Genomic DNA, 18,166 nt, shown 5'->3' with positions numbered 1-18,166 from the left:
TTGTTGAATACTTATAATAGTGTATGTTAAAATGTTAACGTTGAATCATTAACGTTGAAACATTAATTTTTAGTATTGAATGAGTTTTATATAAAGATTTTTTATAAAAATCATGCAAAAATAAAATTTTATGTTTAATAGATTTCCTGTTAAGCTGGATTAAGGAGTGGGAAAATGCGTAATGATAGAATAAGAAATAAAGAACTATTTAATAAGATGATGTCAGCAGAAGAAGCAAGCAACTTAATAAAAGATGGAATGGTAATAGGTGCTAGCGGCTTTACACCATCAGGATATCCAAAAGCCGTACCACTTGCACTTGCAGAAAGAGTTAAGAAAAGTGGAAAAAAAATGAAAATAACTTTATACTCTGGCGCATCATTAGGACCAGAAGTGGATGGAGCATGGGGAGAGGCAGGAATTATTGCTAAAAGACTTCCATATCAAACAAATGCTGAATTAAGAAAAGAAATTAATGCAGGTAATGTAGAATATTTGGATATGCATTTAAGTCATTCAACTCAATATTTAAATTATGGAGTACTTCCAAAAGTTGATGTGGCTATAATAGAAGCTTTAGCAATAACAGAAGATGGACACATAATTCCTACAACAGCAATTGGTAATGCTCCAGCATTTATAAAAAATGCTGACAAAGTTATTGTAGAAGTTAATACAGCTAAACCAATGGAACTTGAAGGAATGGCAGATATATATATACATGAGAATCCACCATGTAGAAAACCTATTCCATTAACTGAAGTAGGACAGAGAATAGGAACAACTTACATAGAATGTGGATTAGATAAAATAGCAGCGATAGTTGAAACTGATATGAAGGATAAAGCAAGATCATTAGCACCAACAGATGAAGTGGCTAGAAAAATTTCAGAAAACATATTAAAATTTTTTAGAAAAGAAGTTGAATTAGGAAGATTACCTAAAAACTTATTGCCATTGCAATCTGGAGTGGGAAGTGTTGCAAATGCAGTGCTTTATGGGTTGTGTGATTCAGAATTTGAAAATTTAACATGTTATACAGAAGTTGTTCAAGATTCTATGCTGGAATTGTTAAGATGTGGAAAATCTAACTTGATTTCAACTACATCAATAAGTGCATCACCAGAAGGGTTTGAAAAGTTTTTGGAAGAAATTGATTTCTTTAAAAATAAAATAATTTTAAGACCTCAAGAAATAAGCAATAATCCAGAAGTTGCTAGAAGGCTTGGTATAATAGCAATGAATACTGCTTTGGAAATGGATATATATGGAAATGTTAATTCTACGCATGTAATGGGGTCAAAAATGATGAATGGTATAGGTGGTTCAGGAGATTTTGCTAGAAATGGAGCTATTACAATATTTACTACAGCTTCTACAGCTAAAAATGGAGATATATCATCAATAGTTCCTATGGTTTCGCATGTCGATCATACTGAACATGATGTTATGGTTATAGTAACAGAGCAGGGAGTTGCAGATTTAAGAGGAAAAAGTCCAAAGGAAAGAGCACTAGAAATAATTAATAATTGCGTTCATCCAGATTACAAACCAATGCTTTTAGATTATTATAATAGAGCTTTAGAAAATGGAGCTAAACATACACCACATATATTAGATGAAGCACTTTTATGGCATTCAAGATTTCAAAAAACAGGAACTATGAAAAAATAAAAATTATGTGTAAAGATTACTAAAAGTATTTATAAATTTTGAATACTTTGATATAAATATAAAACTATAAAACTATAAAACTATAAAACTTCAGGAGGAATTGAAATGGATAACAAACAATTTATTTTAGAACTTGTAGAAAAGGCAAAAAAAGCTCAAGAGGAATTAGCAACATATACTCAAAAAGAGTTGGATGCTATAGTTAAAGTAATAGCTAAAACTGTTTATGATAATGCAGAAGAATTAGCTGAAATGGCTGTGGAAGAAACAAGAATGGGAGTATATGAAGATAAAGTTGGTAAAAACAGAGGAAAATCAAAGACTATTTGGAACAATTTAAAAGATAAAAAAAGTGTTGGAATAATAGATAGAGATGAAGCAAAAGGACTTGTTATGGTTGCTAAACCAGTAGGAGTAGTAGGAGCAGTTACACCAACTACAAACCCAATAGTTACTCCAATGTGTAACTCAATGTTCGCATTAAAAGGTGGAAATGCCATAATTGTTGCGCCACATCCAAGATCACAAAAATGTAGTGCATATACTGTAGAATTAATAATGAAAGAATTAAAAGAACAAGGCGTAAAATGCCCACAAGATGCTATCCAAGTTATTAGAGAATCTTCAATAGAAAAAACTAACGAACTTATGAAAGCTGTTGACGTAGTAGTTGCAACAGGTGGTATGGGAGTTGTTAAAGCTGCATACTCAAGTGGAAAACCTTCATATGGAGTTGGAGCTGGTAACGTACAAGTTGTAATTGATAGAGATGTAGATTTTGTAGATGCTACTGCTAAAATAATAGCAGGTAGAAAATTTGATAACGGTATAATTTGTTCAGGAGAACAAACTATAATAGCTCCTGCTGAAAAATATGATGAAGTTGTAGCTGCAGCTGTAGCAAATGGTGCGTACTACATCGATGATGAAGCAGCAGTTGATAAGTTCAGAAAAGTAATCTTTGTAGATGGACACATTAACAAAGATGTTGTTGGTCAATCAGTACAAAAAGTTGCTGAACTTGCTGGTGTAGAAGTTCCACAAGAAACAAAAGTTATATTATTAAAAGCTAGTGGAATTGGTGCTGAAGATGATCTTTGCAAAGAAAAAATGTGCCCAGTAATGGCTGCTTTCAAATACGATACATTTGAAGAGGGTGTAAGAATAGCTCAAACTAACTTAGATTTAGAAGGAAAAGGACATTCAGCTGCTTTACACTCAAACAACCAAGAACATATTGACTATGCTGGAATTAACTTAACTGTAAGTAGATTAGTTGTAAATGCACCATCATCAACAACTGCTGGTGGATCATTAACTAACGGATTTGCTCCAACAACTACTTTAGGCTGTGGAACTTGGGGTAACAACGCAATTTCAGAAAACTTCGATTATAAACATTTAATAAACGTTTCAAGAATTGGAATGGTTATTAAAGATGCTAAGGTTCCAACTGATGAGGAAATTTGGGCTTAATTATAAACTGAAGTTAACTATTTAAATATAAGCCGTTTTTTAAAGCGGCTTATAAGTATAAATTAATTATTTGTTAATATCTAAGGAGGCCTTAGTATGAGATTACTAAAAATACAACCAGAACTTCATAAGTTTAATACATTTGCTGAGTTTGCTAAAGAATTTAACATAGGTGAAGGGGATTTTGTACTTACAAACGAATTCCTTTACACACCATTCATGAAAGAGTTAGATCTTAAAGCTGATTTCATGTTCCAAGAAAAATTTGGGTTTGGTGAACCATCAGACGAAATGATTAATGCTATAATGGCTGAAATAAGAGGAAAAGATTATAAGAGAATAATTGCTATAGGTGGGGGAAGTATTATAGATATTTCTAAACTATTAGTATTAAAAGATTCAGGAAACTGTGTTGATTTCTTTGAAAAAAGTGTACCATTAGTAAAAGAAAAAGAACTTATAATAGTTCCTACAACTTGTGGAACAGGTAGTGAAGTTACAAATATTTCTATAGCAGAAATAAAATCAAAACACACAAAAATGGGTCTTGCTGTAGATGAATTATTACCAGAGCATGCAGTATTAATACCTGAATTAGTAAAAGGGCTTCCATTTAAGTTCTTTGTAACAAGTTCAGTAGATGCATTGATTCATGCTATTGAATCTTATGTATCACCAAAATCAAATTCTTATACAGAACTTTTCAGTGTAAAAGCTATAGAATTAATTATTAAAGGATATATGGATGTAGTAGAAAAAGGCGAAGAATATAGAACTGAAATAATTGAAGACTTCGTAGTTGGAAGTAACTATGCAGGTGTTGCTTTTGGTAATACTGGAGTAGGAGCTGTTCATGCGCTTTCATATCCATTAGGTGGAGTTTATCATGTTCCTCATGGTGAAGCAAATTACCAATTCTTTGTTGAAGTATTCAAGACTTACAACAAAAAGAACCCAGATGGAAAAATAAAAGAAATAAATAAAGTATTAGCTGATATTTTAGGAGTAAGTGGAGACGTTGACGTATATGCTGAACTTGCAAATCTTCTTGATAAGCTATTAGCAAGAAAACCACTTAAGGAATACGGAATGAAGGAAGAAGAAATAGAAGGATTCACTGACAGTGTTATAGCTGGGCAACAAAGACTTCTAGTTAACAACTACGTTCCTTTCACAAGAGAAGATATTCTTAATGTTTACAAGAACTTATTTTAATAAGTTCTTGTAAACATTATAAAAAATAATAAATAGGCAAGAAGCTTTAAAATAAAGGCTCCTTGCTTTTATTTTATTAATTGATATTATTATGGTATAAATATATTTAAAAGAAGGTGAAATTTATGTTTGATAATAGTTTTATATACAATAGACATAGTGTTAGAAAATTTCAAGATATCGAAGTACCTATGGAACATATAAAAGAAATAATAAAAGCAGGATCATTTGCACCATCAGGAAAGAATGTTCAAAATTGGCATTTTGTCGTAATTAAGAATAAAGAGTTAATTGAAAAAATAGCTAAAGCTGTGGAAGAAAAAAATAAAGCTGTAGCAGACAAGATTTTAGATAAAAATATTAAAGAAAAATTTACTAAAGGACTTAGATACCAACTTGCATTTAAAAATGCTCCAACTATAATTTTAGTTTATATAGGTGAATACATACCAACTGGTTATAATGAATTGAAGTTAGCAGGGGCACCACAGGAAGAACTACAGGCTCTTTTAGATACAGCTTCAGGAGTACAAGGGGTATCAGCAGCTATGGAAAATATAATGATTGCAGCCGCTAATATGGGATATGGAACATGTTGGATAACAGGACCTATGTATGCAGCAAAAGAGATAAGTGAAACAATAGGATTTAAAAAAGATGGATATTCACTTATGGCATTAACTCCAATTGGTGTTCCTCAAGATAAGGATATTAAAAGTCCTCCTAGAAAACCTATACAAGAAATAATGACAGTAATAGAGTAGTTATAGACTTCTTGCTAATGCGCTTTACATAAGTGTTCTGAGTTAGTTTTTTCAATAACTTCTTTAGAAAATGTGATTTTGCTCATATTAAAGACCTTCATATTTACTGATAATTATATATAAAAAAGAACCTATATGTCAGACACTCTTTTTTAGAGTGTCTGACATATAGGTTCTTTTTTATATTGCGGGCACTCTTCATCTAAAGTACATTCAAAATATACTAAAACCTTTCAAGACATGTTGATAGGCGATAAAAAAGTTATTATTAAACTTAACAATACAAAAATGTTTTGTAATAACTCTAACTGTAGTTATAAAATTTTTGCAGAAAAACTTGAGTTTTTAGATAAAAATTACAAAAGACAAATAGGTGTAATAATTAGTTTATAAGCGTTTTAAATAAATATAAAATATAAAAAATAAAAGAGGAATGTGAATAAAAATGTAAAATAATATATATATGGGAAATTATACAAAATTGGTTATATGTAAAAAGAAATAACTAATAAGATGTAAAAATATTAATTATTAATGTATTGTGTGATTTTTAATATGGATAAAACATTAGAATGAGTAAAAGTATTAGATTTAACACACGCATACAATAGACCTTTCTTTACAACTTTTTTAGCAGATAATGTTACTGGATGGAATATAACTTTGTGTAGGAGTATTGATGTTGCTTTATAATCGTGAGAAAACAGGAATAGGATAAACAGATAACACTGTAACATCCAAAGTTTTATGTTGATATTGGTATCTCTGGTGCAATTTAGCACAAGGTAGGTATGCAGGATTCAGAATTAATAATTGAATTAAATAAGGATGCAACAGCTGAAATCTTTGAATGTACAGATGAGGGCATCGATGGAGACTTATTTAAGGTTGTTCCAATAATGATTGACGAAATTATAAATGCAAGAAGCAATAAATAACTAACGTTACCCTAGGGGTATAGTTAAGGTGTTGATTTGTAAATGTATGTTAAAAAAATATCCAATATAGGGTTGACTATCCAATAACTGTATCAAATATAATGATAGTATCTTAACTAACTTCAAGGCTTTGGAGATACAAAGGATATTTTGTGAACCGTATGTTATAAAAGGTAGGTATCACTAAACGTCAATAAGAAAAGTTTGAAGATGTAAGCTAAGAGTTCAGTGCTAGGATAAATATTAATAGCTTATTGCAAAACTATCAATCAAAAAAGTAAATACTATCCTAAATATCACAAAGATGAATTTGATTTTTAATATTGATCATAAGGATACCACCAAGAATTTATATTTTGTGGTTACTATATATATTCGACATTAGGTGAGGAAAATCCTTTTTGATAAAACTTGAAAATCCTTGAATCCTAACGGGTTTAGGGGGGTGCAAAAAGCTAATAAATATTCATTAGGGGGTAAGAAATATGGCATTTGTAAAACCAGAAAAAAATTATGAAACTATGATTCGTGTACGTATGTCTTCATCAGACGCACACTATGCAGGAGAATTAGTAAATGGTTCTCGTACAATAGAGTATATGGGAGATGTTGCTACAGAATTAATGGCTATGCATGATGGGAATGAAGGACAATGCATAGGATATGAAAAAATAAGCTTTACAGCACCAACTTATGCAGGAGATTTCATTGAAGTAGCAGGAAGAATAATTGGAGTAGAAGGAAATAAAAGAAAAGTTCAATTAAGAGCTTTCAAAATAGCTGGTAATGCTGGTCTTATAAAACAAAATTCTGCAGTAGATGTTTATGAAAATCCAGTTATGACTCTTGAAACAATTGCAATATATGAAGTTCCAGCAAAATAATTTAAGAATAAATTAATTTAACATAAAGTGAAGTTTAGAAAATTGAGGAGGTGCCTTTAAATGGTAAGAGAATCTGTATTAAGATATAGAATGAATGGAGGACATTATTTAGGAGGAGTTGTTCAACCTAACATACATTTAGATATTTATGGAGATGTTGGAACAGAACTTTGTGTTCTTCAAGATGGAGATGAATCATTATTTGCAGGATATGAAGATGTTGAATTCTTAGCTCCAGTATATGAAGGAGACTATATAGAATGCAGAGGGAAAATTGTAAAGTTAGGAAACAGTTCTCGTAGATGTGAATTTAAAACATATAAAGTAGCAACACCATCAAGAAGAAACGGAAAATCAGAAGCAGCAGAAAATGATATGGATATATTAGAACCACCAGTACTTGTAGCTAAAGGAATAGGTACATTAATAGTTAAAAAACCTTGCCAACGTGGAGTCCAAGCAGAGGGTGTTGTGAAAAATAAATGGGACTAACTTAATAGGTAGATAAATTTAAATTAATTTGTCTTGTTTAAACAATTTTATTTTTAATATTAGGGGGTAAGAAATATGGCATTTGTAAAACCAGAAAAAAATTATGAAACTATGATTCGTGTGCGTATGTCTTCATCAGACGCACACTATGCAGGAGAATTAGTAAATGGTTCTCGTACAATAGAATATATGGGAGATGTTTCTACAGAATTAATGGCTATGCATGATGGCAATGAAGGACAATGCATAGGATATGAAAAAATAAGCTTTACAGCACCAACTTATGCAGGCGATTTCATTGAAGTAGCAGGAAGAATAATTGGAGTAGAAGGAAATAAAAGAAAAGTTCAATTAAGAGCTTTCAAAATAGCTGGTAATGCTGGTCTTATAAAACAAAATTCTGCGGTAGATGTTTATGAAGATCCAGTTATGACTCTTGAAACAATTGCAATATATGAAGTTCCAGCAAAATAATTTAAGAATAAATTAATTTAACATAAAGTGAAGTTTAGAAAATTTATTTAGAAAATTTAGGAGGTGCCTTTAAATGGTAAGAGAATCTGTATTAAGATATAGAATGAATGGAGGACATTATTTAGGAGGAGTTGTTCAACCTAACATACATTTAGATATTTATGGAGATGTTGGAACAGAACTTTGTGTTCTTCAAGATGGAGATGAATCATTATTTGCAGGATATGAAGATGTTGAATTCTTAGCTCCAGTATATGAAGGAGACTATATAGAATGCAGAGGGAAAATCGTAAAATTAGGAAACAGTTCTCGTAGATGTGAATTTAAAACATATAAAGTAGCAACATCATCAAGAAGAAACGGAAAACCAGAAGCAGCAGAAAATGATATGGATATATTAGAACCACCAGTACTTGTAGCTAAAGGAATAGGTACATTAATAGTTAAAAAACCTTGCCAACGTGGAGTTCAAGCAGAGGGTGTTGTAAAAAACAAATGGGACTAAAATAAACAATGGAAAATAGGATGACATTTTGCTATCCTATTTTCTTACAAATAAAAATTTTAAAGAAAATATTTTAAAAGTTGCTGTTAAAGAAAAATTGTAACAAAATTAATAGAAGAAGACAAGAAAAAAAGTTAAACATAAAAGATATATTTAAATTGAATAAAAATAATCTGCTCAACATTTCTAGGAAATTATATATTTTAACTTGATGGCTATGCGTAAGCTAATAGAATATTAATAAGTTTAGATATAGCAGTTAAATATGAGTCACCAATATCATTTTCAAATGTAATTTTAAATCTACTGAAAAAGGATTCAGCAGGTTCACATTCTCTATCCCTGCCCAAATCGGCATAATAATGTTCTTTAAAAGAATTTGGGATAAAAGTATCAATATCAAAATTGTCAGTAAGTAAATTTATAAAACCGATAGGTTACTTAGTAATCATGTTATTAAGTTCAGAGGTTTGTTTCAAAATATTAAGTTGTTTAGTTTTATTAATACAAAACATGTTAAAAATCTCCCTATAGTATTTTATGTATGTGGTGTAATTCTATTATGCTGTAGTGGAAGATAATATAGAAGCTTAATGGCTTAAAAATTAGTAAAGTTAATTATTGCAGAACTATGCAATCGTTTACTAAATATATTATACAAGGAGAGTTTGATATGAGAAAATTTGACAGTATTATTAAAAGTGGTACAATCATAACAGCTGCTGATACATTTGAAGGCGATATAGGCATAAAAGATGAAAAAATTATACAAATAGGGTTAAATTTAGAAGATAAGGAAGCTAAAATTATTGATGCAAAAGGGAAATATGTGATGCCAGGAGGCATAGATCCTCATACTCACATGGATATGCCATTTGGTGGAACACATGCTAGTGATGATTTTAATACTGGAACTGTTGCAGCAGCTTGTGGAGGAACAACAACAATAGTAGATTTTTCAATACAATCTAAAGGAAAAACATTAAAAGAAACTGCTGCGATTTGGCGAGAAAAAGCTGATGGAAATGCTGTGATAGATTATGGTATTCATTTAAATATAACCGATATGAATGATGATATTTTAGAAGAAATACCTACTATGATTAAAGAAGGGTATCCTAGTTTTAAATTATTTATGACTTATGATGGTATGAGAGTTACAGATTATATTCTTATGAAGACATTAAAAAAGGTTCATGAAAATGGTGGATTAACATCTGTTCATGCTGAAAATTATCATGCTATAAAATACTTTACAGAAAAATTAAAAGCAGAAGGGAAAGTAGAACCTAAATATCATGCAGTATCTCGTCCAGATATAGTGGAAGGTGAAGCTGCTGGTAGAGCTATAAAATTAGCTAAATTATGTGGAACTCCCCTTTATATAGTGCATAACAGTTGTGAAGAATCTGCTTCAGAAATAAAGCGTGCAAGAGAAGCAGGATATCCAATAATGGGAGAAACATGCCCGCAATATTTAGTATTATCATATGATAATTATGAAGAACCAGGATTTGAAGGGGCTAAATATGTTATGTCACCACCTTTAAGAAATAAGAGTAATTGGCCATACATGTGGAAAGCATTAGCAAAGAATACTGTTCAATTAGTAGCAACTGATCATTGTCCATTCTTTATGAAACAAAAAGAATTAGGAAAAGAATTCTTTGGAAAAATTCCAAATGGAGCGCCTGGTGTAGAATTAAGAATGGCATTGATGTATACCTATGGAGTAGGGGGAAATAATTTTGATTTACAAAGATTTGTGCAGATTACATCAACTAATGCAGCTAAAATATTTGGAATGTATCCTAAAAAAGGTACTATCGCTGTAGGTAGTGATGCTGATATCGTTATTTTTAATCCTCATATAGAAAAAACAGTAACAAAAGAAATGCTTCATGAAAATGTAGATTATACCCCTTATGAAGGAATGAAACTAAAAGGATATCCAGAAGTTACAATTTCTAGAGGGAAAGTAATTGCAGAAAATGGTAAATTTACTGGAGAAAAAGGTTATGGTAAATTCATCAAAAGAAAAGCTCCAATGATAATATAACTAAATATGTAAGACTATTGTTGAGTAATTATGTTTGGTTAGAAAAGAAGTGGTTTTAGCAAGTGGAATATTTTCAATATTCATAAAATAAATACGATTAAATATGAAAAATTAGAGAGGAGTATTTGATAATGAATAACAAATTTTGTGATGTAAAAAGAATGGAAGATAAGATCAAAACTTTTGCAACTTATGGTGATGCAGGGCATGGTGGAATTACTCGATACTCATTGTCACAAGAAGCTGTCCAAGCTAGAGAAGAGTTTAAAAAGAGAATGAAGGCTATTGGAGCTGAAATAACTGTGGATGATATGGCAAATATGTATGCTACTATTCAAGGTTCAGATTCTAATGCAAAACGAATTGTTATGGCATCTCATGTTGACTCAGTAAAAAATGGGGGTAACTATGATGGAATCTTAGGTGTTATGACAGCTATGGAAGTTTTAGAATCTATTGTAGATCAAAAGATTCCTCATAAGCATCCGATTACAGCTATGATTTGGACAAATGAAGAAGGTTCGTTATATCCACCAGCAATGATGTCATCAGGTGTTGTTTGTGGAAAATTTGATAAAGATACAATGATTGCATCAAAGAGTGTATTAGATGGAAAAACTACTTTTGGAGAAGCTTTAGCAGCCAGTAATTATGCTGGAACAGTAGAAAACAGATTAAACCCTAATGATTATGAATGTATGTTTGAACTTCACATTGAACAGGGTCCAATCCTTGAAGCTGCTAATAATGATATAGGTGTTGTTACTTGTGTACTTGGTATGCTTAACTACAGAATAAGAACTTATGGTCAAGCAGATCACGCGGGTACTACTCCAATGGAATATAGACAGGACGCTCTTTATGCAGCTTCTCAGGTTCTTATTTATTTGCATAATGAGTTAGACAAACTTGATCCAGCTCTTGTTTATACAACAGGTGAAATTAAGTGTCATCCGTGTGTTCATACAGTAATTCCTGATTTCGTTGACTTCTCAATTGATGCAAGACATGAAGATCCTAAAGTAATTGAACAGGTTCTTGATATTATTAAGAATATGCCTAAAGAAGTTGCTAAATGCAAGGTCGATTATGAGAAAGCTTGGGCACGTGATACAGTATACTTTGATAAAGAATTAGTAGAGTTTGTTAAGGCAAGTGCTGATGAATTAAGTATTTCTAATCAGTACATTAACAGTGGAGCAGGACATGATGCTCAGTTCGTATCAGAAATAATGCCTACTACTATGGTCTTTGTTCCTTCAAAGGATGGTCATAGCCACTGTGAGCCGGAGTTCACATCTGTTGAGCAGTGTACAAATGGTGCAAGTGTAATGCTAAACACAGTACTTAAGGTAGATGCAAAATAGAAAATTTAAATTCATTTAGTAGCATAAAAAATATGTGAAATATTTAAATTCTTCATTCGTATATAACTTAATAAATATTTTACATATAAAATATAAACTATTTATTATAAAGTCTTAAACTATTGTTAATAGAATTAAAAGGCACAGGTATTTATTATTCTGTGTCTTTTAATTTAAAAAACAGCACAAAAGCTATTGGAAAAAAGTTGATTTTTAAGATTGTGTATAATCTAATAAAATAGGGGTGAAAAAATGAAGAATTTATTTGCACTTTCTTTAACTACTGCAATTTTGTGTGGTATTTGGACAGGGTTAAGTCCTTCTTTAGGATTGCTTGGATGGGCGGGATTTGCTGGATGTACAGCATTTTTTGCAGCAGGAGGTAAGTTAAAAGGTTTTAAAACAGCTATTATTACAAATTTAAGTGGTGTTTTTTGGGCTATGGTAATTATACAAATATGTAACCATATGGAGTTTGCACATGTGGGTGCTATTAGTACTGCTGTGATAACATTTATGATGTGTATACAGGCTAAAATCAAATTATTCGAATTTATTCCAGGAACATTCATAGGATCATTCTCAACGTTTGCTTCTGGAGGAGATTGGAAAGCTATAATACCAGCACTAATTTTGGGTGCAATTTTAGGATATTTATGTGAAACAAGTGGTGCATGGTTATTTAATGTAATAAATAAGAATACTGATTCTGAAGAAAACGTTGATATGTAGTTTTTTCAGTATAAGCAATTTATCTTAATATCTATAATATTTATATAGTAATGTATTAGTGTATAATGATAATATTTTTGTTTATTATATCTTACAAGATAAAGAATTTACAGGGTTGACTATAAAATATTAAAATGATATAATTTTCATATATTTTGGGAGATGAAGCTCTCCAAGGGAAGTTTATTCCCAAAAACGCAGGAATGCTAATAGCTTCTACGATTTTTGTAAATCGTAGAAGCTATTTTTATTTTAATACAAATATTATATGTTTTTAGTTTTTTATGTATTAACAAAAGAGTAGAAGGGGGAATACAAAATGATAAAGAGTATAATGCTAATTTTATTATTAGGATTTTTATTCAGTAAAATGTTTGAAAAAATCAAATTACCTGGTTTATTAGGTATGATTTTAGTTGGAATATTAATAGGACCTTATGGATTAAACTATCTAGATTCTGGATTCTTGAAAATTTCATCGGAAATAAGAACTTTAGCACTTATTATAATACTTTTAAGAGCAGGTCTTGGATTAGATAAGGAGATATTAAAAAAGGTAGGGAAAACAGCTATAAAAATGAGTATGATACCATGTTTATGTGAAGGGTTTTTGATAACATTCACAGCCAGTAAAATGTTGAATTTACCAATAATTGAAGCTGGAATGCTTGGATTTATAATTGCAGCTGTATCTCCAGCGGTGGTTGTACCATCTATGTTAGAACTTAAAGAAAGTGGATTAGGTATGGATAAAGGTATTCCAATAATTATTTTAGCGGGTTCTTCTATAGATGATGTTTTTGCTATTACTTTATTTACTGCATTTTTAGGTATGGCAAATAATATAAATAAGTCTGTAGGAGTACAAATAGCACATATACCAGTAGAAATTATTGGAGGAATTATTCTAGGATTACTAGTAGGAATTATATTACATAAAGTATTTCAAAGTTTGAAGTTGAAAGAATTAGAACAACTTGCAATACTTTTCGGAACTGCTTTAATAGTAAAGCTGATAGGTGATAAAATCGGTGTTGCTGGACTCTTATCAATAATGACTATGGGATTTGTATTATTACAAAGATCATGTAATATAGCAGTAAAATTAGAAAAAAAGTTAAATAAGATGTGGTTTTTTGCTCAAATATTTTTATTTGTATTAATAGGTGCAGCAGTTAATACTCAGGTTGCATTAGATGCAGGTGCTTTAGGATTAATAGTTATAGTTGTAGGACTTATTGGAAGAACAATTGGAGTTATAATTTCATTAATTGGTTCTGACTTAAACTTTAAAGAAAAACTATTTTGTGCTATAGCGTATTCTCCTAAAGCTACAGTACAAGCTGCAATTGGAGGAGTACCATTGGTAGCAGGAATATCTTCAGGTTCTGTTATTTTAGCAATAGCAGTTTTAGCTATTTTATTTACAGCACCACTAGGTCTTATTGGTATAAAGACTTTTGCTCCAAGGTTATTAAAAAAAGAAGAAGATATTATTGAGAAAACAGTATAAGAAAAGTGCAAAGCACTTTTCTTATTTTTTGTTGTTTATGAGTTTTGCTATTTCATTAAATAACAATGGCATTATACTTAAAATAATTATCCATTTCCAATCATATATGTTTAATTTATACACTTTAAAAATATTTCTAAATGCAGGTATAAATAATAATGTGTTTTGAAGTAATATGCCCAATAATATAGATAATATTAAAGGTTTGTTAGTAAAGAAACCTATTTTAAATATTGATTTTTCTGAATTTCTCATATTTAATGAGTGTACCAGTTCAGAAATACTCATTACCATAAAAGCCATAGTTTGAGCATGCATTATAGAATTAGAATATCTAGTAATGCCAATTTGAAAAGCTATTAAAGTTAATGCTCCAATTAATAGACCATTTAATGTTAAACCTTTTATTGAGCCGGCAAAAATGCTTTCTTTTGGACTTCTAGGTTTTTTAGTCATAACACCTGTATCAGTTGGATCAATTCCTAGAGCTAAAGCAGGTAAAGAATCTGTTATTAAATTTATCCATAGTATGTGTACTGGTCTTAAAGGTGATGACCAACCCAAAAGTATGGCAATAAATATTGCTACTAATTCACCCATATTACAAGATAGTAAAAATAAAATAGATTTTTTTATATTTATATATATGTTTCTACCTTCTTTGATAGCTGAAACAATAGTGGAAAAATTATCATCAGTTAGGATTATATCAGAAGCTTGTTTAGCCACATCCGTTCCTGTAATTCCCATTGCAACACCTATATCTGCAATTTTTAGAGAAGGAGCATCATTTACTCCATCGCCAGTCATGGATACAATATTTCCTTTGGATTTGAGTGCTTTTACTATTTTAACCTTATGTTCAGGTGAAACCCGAGCAAAAACTTTTAAATTATCTATTTTTTCATTAAGTTTATCTTGAGACAGATTGTTAAGTTCTGTTCCTGAGATAGTTTCATTCTCATTTTGAGTTATGTTTAGAGTTTTTGCAATTGCAAAAGCAGTTGCTTTATGATCGCCAGTTATCATAATTGTAGATATACCAGCTTTTTTACATAAATTTATAGAATCTTTTACTTCTAGTCGTGGGGGATCAATCATACCAACAAGACCTATTAAAATTAAATCTTGTTCCAAGACATCTATTTCAACATGTGCATCTTTAACTTTTTTATAAGCTGAGCCTAATACTCTAAGAGCATCATTTGACATAGAAGAAGCTGCATTTAAAAAATCATTTTTAATTTTATCTGTTAGTGGTATGGTTTCATTATTTATATAGGCTTTATTGCATATTTTTATTAGGTTATCTACAGCGCCTTTAGTAAAAACATAAAATTCATTATCGTATTCATTAACAGTAGTCATGAGTTTTCTATCAGAATCAAAAGGAATTTCATTTATTCTTTTATGTTTTTTTTCTAATTCATCTTTAAAAATATTAAATTTTATTCCCGCATCTAAAAGTGCTATTTCTGTTGGATCACCTGTTTTATTGTTTTCCGAATATGTTGCATCATTACATAGAGTTAGACTTTGTATAAGTAAATTGTGTATATAATTTTTGGAGCTTAATTTATGTATGTCTTCTAAGTAATTATCAGAATAGAATTTTGTTACTGTCATTTTATTTTGAGTCAATGTTCCTGTTTTATCAGAACAAATAATATTAACAGAACCTAGGGTTTCAACAGCAGGAAGCTTACGGATAATAGCATTTTCCTTAATCATTCGCTGAACACCTAATGCTAAAACAATAGTAACAATAGCAGGAAGACCTTCTGGAATAGCAGCAACTGCTAAGCTTATTGATGTTAGAAACATTTCAAATAAATCTCTTTTTTGAATAAAACCAATTACAAATATAACTCCGCAAATAATTAGAGCACTTATCCCAAGTATTTTACCTAGCTGTTCCAATCTTTTTTGGAGAGGAGTTAATTCATTCTTTTCTTCTTTTAGCATTTCAGCTACTTTACCTATTTCTGTATCCATACCTATTGCAACAGCGATTCCTACACCCCTTCCATGACTTGCAAGAGTAGACATAAAAGCCATGTTTTTTTGGTCTCCTAGAGGAATGGTTTCGTTTTCTAAAATTAATTGGGAATTTTTTTCTACAGGTACTGATTCGCCAGTTAATGCGGATTCGTCAACTTTAAGATTAGCGGTTTCTATAAGTCGTAAGTCACAGGGAACATATCTACCAGCATCCATGATAATAATATCTCCAGGGACTATTTTTTCAGAAGAAACTTCTTTTAATTCACCATCTCTTTTCACTACAGCTTTGGGTGTAGATAAATTTTTTAAAGCTTCCAATGATTTTTCTGCTTTGGATTCTTGAATTATTCCAATAACAGCATTTAATACAATAATAATAGCTATTATTATTGCATCACTTACTTCTCCTACAGCAGCAGAAACAATTGCTGCTGCTATCAGTATATAAATCATTATATCGTTAATTTGAGTCCAAAACATTTGTAAAATGGTCTGCTTTTTACCAGAAACAAGCTTATTTAAACCATATTTTTTTGAACGATTAATTACTTCTTCAGTAGAAAGACCTTTTATCGAATCAGTATTTAATTCTTCTAAGGTCTCATTAATTTTTTTGCTATAGAACATATATATTACCTCCATGTTATTATTTATATGGCTCATAATAATATTATTATTTATATAATGAAAATTATTATATATATTAAAAACTAAAGACCACAAATATAGAATATGCTATATTTGTGGTCTTTAGTTTTTATATTTTAAATTTCTTAAAATGTTGGTATAATTCCATAAAAAATTATTCCTAATATTCCTGAAAAAAATATGATTAAAATTGGATGAAGCTTAGTTTTGAATAAAAGAAAACCTATAAGTCCTCCAATAATTAAACTTTTCTTATCTTGTAGAGAATATGAATTTTTTGCTAGAAGTATAAAAGCTGAAAGTATAAGTCCTATAACAGCTGGACGCATTCCTAACATTGCTGCTTTTAATACTTTTGATTCTTTAAACTTCATTATGTAATGAGTTGCAATAGATACTAATATAAATGAAAAGGTTATAACACCTAAAGTTGCAAATAAACTTCCCAAAACACCTTGTATCTTAAAACCTACAAAAGTAGCAGAATTAATAGCAATAGGACCTGGGGTCATTTGTGCTATACCAATTATATCTTTAAACGTAGAAAGACTAATCCAATGATGTTTTTCTACAATTTCTTTATTTATAAAAGGAAGCATTGCTAAGCCACCACCAAAGCTGAACATACCTATTTTTAGAAAGGTATAAAAAATCTGTAATAAAAAATTCATTAATTCACCTTCTTTCTAAGGAATACAGCACCATAGATTCCTGATAAAATTATTATTAAAACAGGATGAATATCCAATACAGAAATAGCTATAACTGTTAACAGAATCATTAAAACAGTAGAAAGTTCTTTTTTTAATGATTTTGATAGACTAATTACAGCAACAAGAATAAGCATAGGAACAGCAGAAGAAATTCCTTTAAATACTAAATCTACAATTAGGTTATTTCTGAATTGTAGAAAAAAATATGCGATAATTATAATTATAAAAAAAGAAGGAACAACCACTCCAGCTAATGCTAGTAATGCACCAACCACACCACCTATTTTATATCCTATAAATATAGAAGAATTTACAGCAAGAGCTCCAGGAAACGTTTGTGATATAACAATTATGTCTAAAAATTCTTCTTTATCTATCCAATGTTGCTTATTTACCACTTCTACCTCTATAAGAGGAATCATTGCATATCCTCCTCCAAAGGTAAACGCACCTATTTTTAAAAATGTAAAAAACATAGTTAAAAGTTTTTTCATATAATTACCCCCATCAGTTAGCTATATAAATATAATTTAGTGATTTCAATGTAAATAGTTTGAACAATATAAAAATATTGTTATTTAACATGTCTAATTATAACTTAAAATTTTTTTTATATAAATAAAAATTTAAAATTCATTTTTATATATAGACAAATTATATGATTTTAAGAGTGAATATTTACATCAAAATTTATTATGTGGACATGGC

16 protein-coding genes and 1 riboswitch are annotated in these 18,166 nt (G+C 30.1%); of the genes, 13 read left to right on the top strand and 3 right to left on the bottom strand.

Annotated features, from left to right (window positions below; all coding sequences use genetic code 11):
• Positions 1 to 174: 174 nt before the first annotated feature.
• The 13 genes from OW763_RS08115 (at position 175) to OW763_RS08055 (ending at position 14,093) form a co-directional block, all read left to right on the top strand.
• The gene (locus OW763_RS08115) at positions 175 to 1,674 is read left to right on the top strand and encodes an acetyl-CoA hydrolase/transferase family protein (protein WP_268040592.1); all 1,500 of its coding nucleotides are present in this window, start codon (positions 175 to 177) and stop codon (positions 1,672 to 1,674) included.
• Positions 1,675 to 1,779: 105 nt separating this feature from the next.
• Positions 1,780 to 3,150 (top strand): aldehyde dehydrogenase family protein, encoded by a 1,371-nt coding sequence (locus tag OW763_RS08110; protein ID WP_268040591.1) that lies wholly within the window; start codon positions 1,780 to 1,782, stop codon positions 3,148 to 3,150.
• Positions 3,151 to 3,246: 96 nt separating this feature from the next.
• The gene (locus OW763_RS08105; RefSeq protein WP_268040590.1) at positions 3,247 to 4,365 is read left to right on the top strand and encodes a 4-hydroxybutyrate dehydrogenase; all 1,119 of its coding nucleotides are present in this window, start codon (positions 3,247 to 3,249) and stop codon (positions 4,363 to 4,365) included.
• A 125-nt stretch (positions 4,366 to 4,490) separates the two neighbouring features.
• Positions 4,491 to 5,129: a nitroreductase family protein gene (locus OW763_RS08100; protein WP_268040589.1), complete on the top strand. Its 639-nt coding sequence runs from the start codon at positions 4,491 to 4,493 to the stop codon at positions 5,127 to 5,129.
• A gap of 791 nt (positions 5,130 to 5,920) precedes the next feature.
• Positions 5,921 to 6,067, top strand: a complete 147-nt coding sequence (locus tag OW763_RS08095; protein ID WP_268040588.1) for a hypothetical protein — start codon at positions 5,921 to 5,923, stop codon at positions 6,065 to 6,067.
• 485 nt (positions 6,068 to 6,552) lie between these two features.
• Positions 6,553 to 6,951, top strand: coding sequence for a hotdog fold domain-containing protein (locus tag OW763_RS08090; protein WP_268040587.1), 399 nt, complete (start codon positions 6,553 to 6,555; stop codon positions 6,949 to 6,951).
• Between the two features lie 60 nt (positions 6,952 to 7,011).
• Positions 7,012 to 7,443: a hotdog family protein gene (locus OW763_RS08085; protein WP_268040586.1), complete on the top strand. Its 432-nt coding sequence runs from the start codon at positions 7,012 to 7,014 to the stop codon at positions 7,441 to 7,443.
• A gap of 75 nt (positions 7,444 to 7,518) precedes the next feature.
• Complete coding sequence (locus OW763_RS08080) at positions 7,519 to 7,917, top strand: hotdog fold domain-containing protein (RefSeq protein WP_268040585.1); 399 nt, start codon at positions 7,519 to 7,521, stop codon at positions 7,915 to 7,917.
• A gap of 73 nt (positions 7,918 to 7,990) precedes the next feature.
• Entirely contained in the window at positions 7,991 to 8,422 is a 432-nt protein-coding gene (locus tag OW763_RS08075; protein ID WP_268040584.1) for a hotdog family protein, read from the top strand.
• Between the two features lie 673 nt (positions 8,423 to 9,095).
• Entirely contained in the window at positions 9,096 to 10,481 is a 1,386-nt protein-coding gene (gene hydA, locus OW763_RS08070; RefSeq protein WP_268040583.1) for a dihydropyrimidinase, read from the top strand.
• 131 nt (positions 10,482 to 10,612) lie between these two features.
• Positions 10,613 to 11,848 carry a Zn-dependent hydrolase gene (locus OW763_RS08065; protein WP_268040582.1) on the top strand — a complete coding sequence of 412 codons (1,236 nt, stop codon included), beginning with the start codon at positions 10,613 to 10,615 and terminating at the stop codon, positions 11,846 to 11,848.
• 252 nt (positions 11,849 to 12,100) lie between these two features.
• Positions 12,101 to 12,580: a DUF1097 domain-containing protein gene (locus OW763_RS08060; protein ID WP_268040581.1), complete on the top strand. Its 480-nt coding sequence runs from the start codon at positions 12,101 to 12,103 to the stop codon at positions 12,578 to 12,580.
• Positions 12,581 to 12,729: 149 nt separating this feature from the next.
• Positions 12,730 to 12,806: riboswitch (Fluoride riboswitch) on the top strand.
• A gap of 93 nt (positions 12,807 to 12,899) precedes the next feature.
• Complete coding sequence (locus OW763_RS08055; RefSeq protein ID WP_268040579.1) at positions 12,900 to 14,093, top strand: cation:proton antiporter; 1,194 nt, start codon at positions 12,900 to 12,902, stop codon at positions 14,091 to 14,093.
• Positions 14,094 to 14,114: 21 nt separating this feature from the next.
• On the opposite strand, the gene OW763_RS08050 is transcribed toward OW763_RS08055, so the two are convergent.
• The 3 genes from OW763_RS08050 to OW763_RS08040 form a co-directional block, all read right to left on the bottom strand.
• A complete protein-coding gene (locus OW763_RS08050; protein WP_272507348.1) occupies positions 14,115 to 16,724 on the bottom strand; it encodes a calcium-translocating P-type ATPase, PMCA-type in 2,610 nt (869 codons plus the stop codon).
• Positions 16,725 to 16,870: 146 nt separating this feature from the next.
• Positions 16,871 to 17,416 carry a chromate transporter gene (locus tag OW763_RS08045; RefSeq protein WP_268040578.1) on the bottom strand — a complete coding sequence of 182 codons (546 nt, stop codon included), beginning with the start codon at positions 17,414 to 17,416 and terminating at the stop codon, positions 16,871 to 16,873.
• Positions 17,416 to 17,952 carry a chromate transporter gene (locus OW763_RS08040; protein WP_268040577.1) on the bottom strand — a complete coding sequence of 179 codons (537 nt, stop codon included), beginning with the start codon at positions 17,950 to 17,952 and terminating at the stop codon, positions 17,416 to 17,418. Before OW763_RS08040 ends, OW763_RS08045 begins: the two co-directional genes overlap by 1 nt.
• Between the last annotated feature and the right edge of the window lie 214 nt (positions 17,953 to 18,166).

Source organism: Clostridium aestuarii (assembly GCF_026735135.1).
GTDB classification, from domain to species: domain Bacteria; phylum Bacillota; class Clostridia; order Clostridiales; family Clostridiaceae; genus Clostridium_H; species Clostridium_H aestuarii.
The sequence above is the reverse complement of the archived record's forward strand: the minus strand, read 5'-3'. Positions and strand labels throughout refer to the sequence as shown.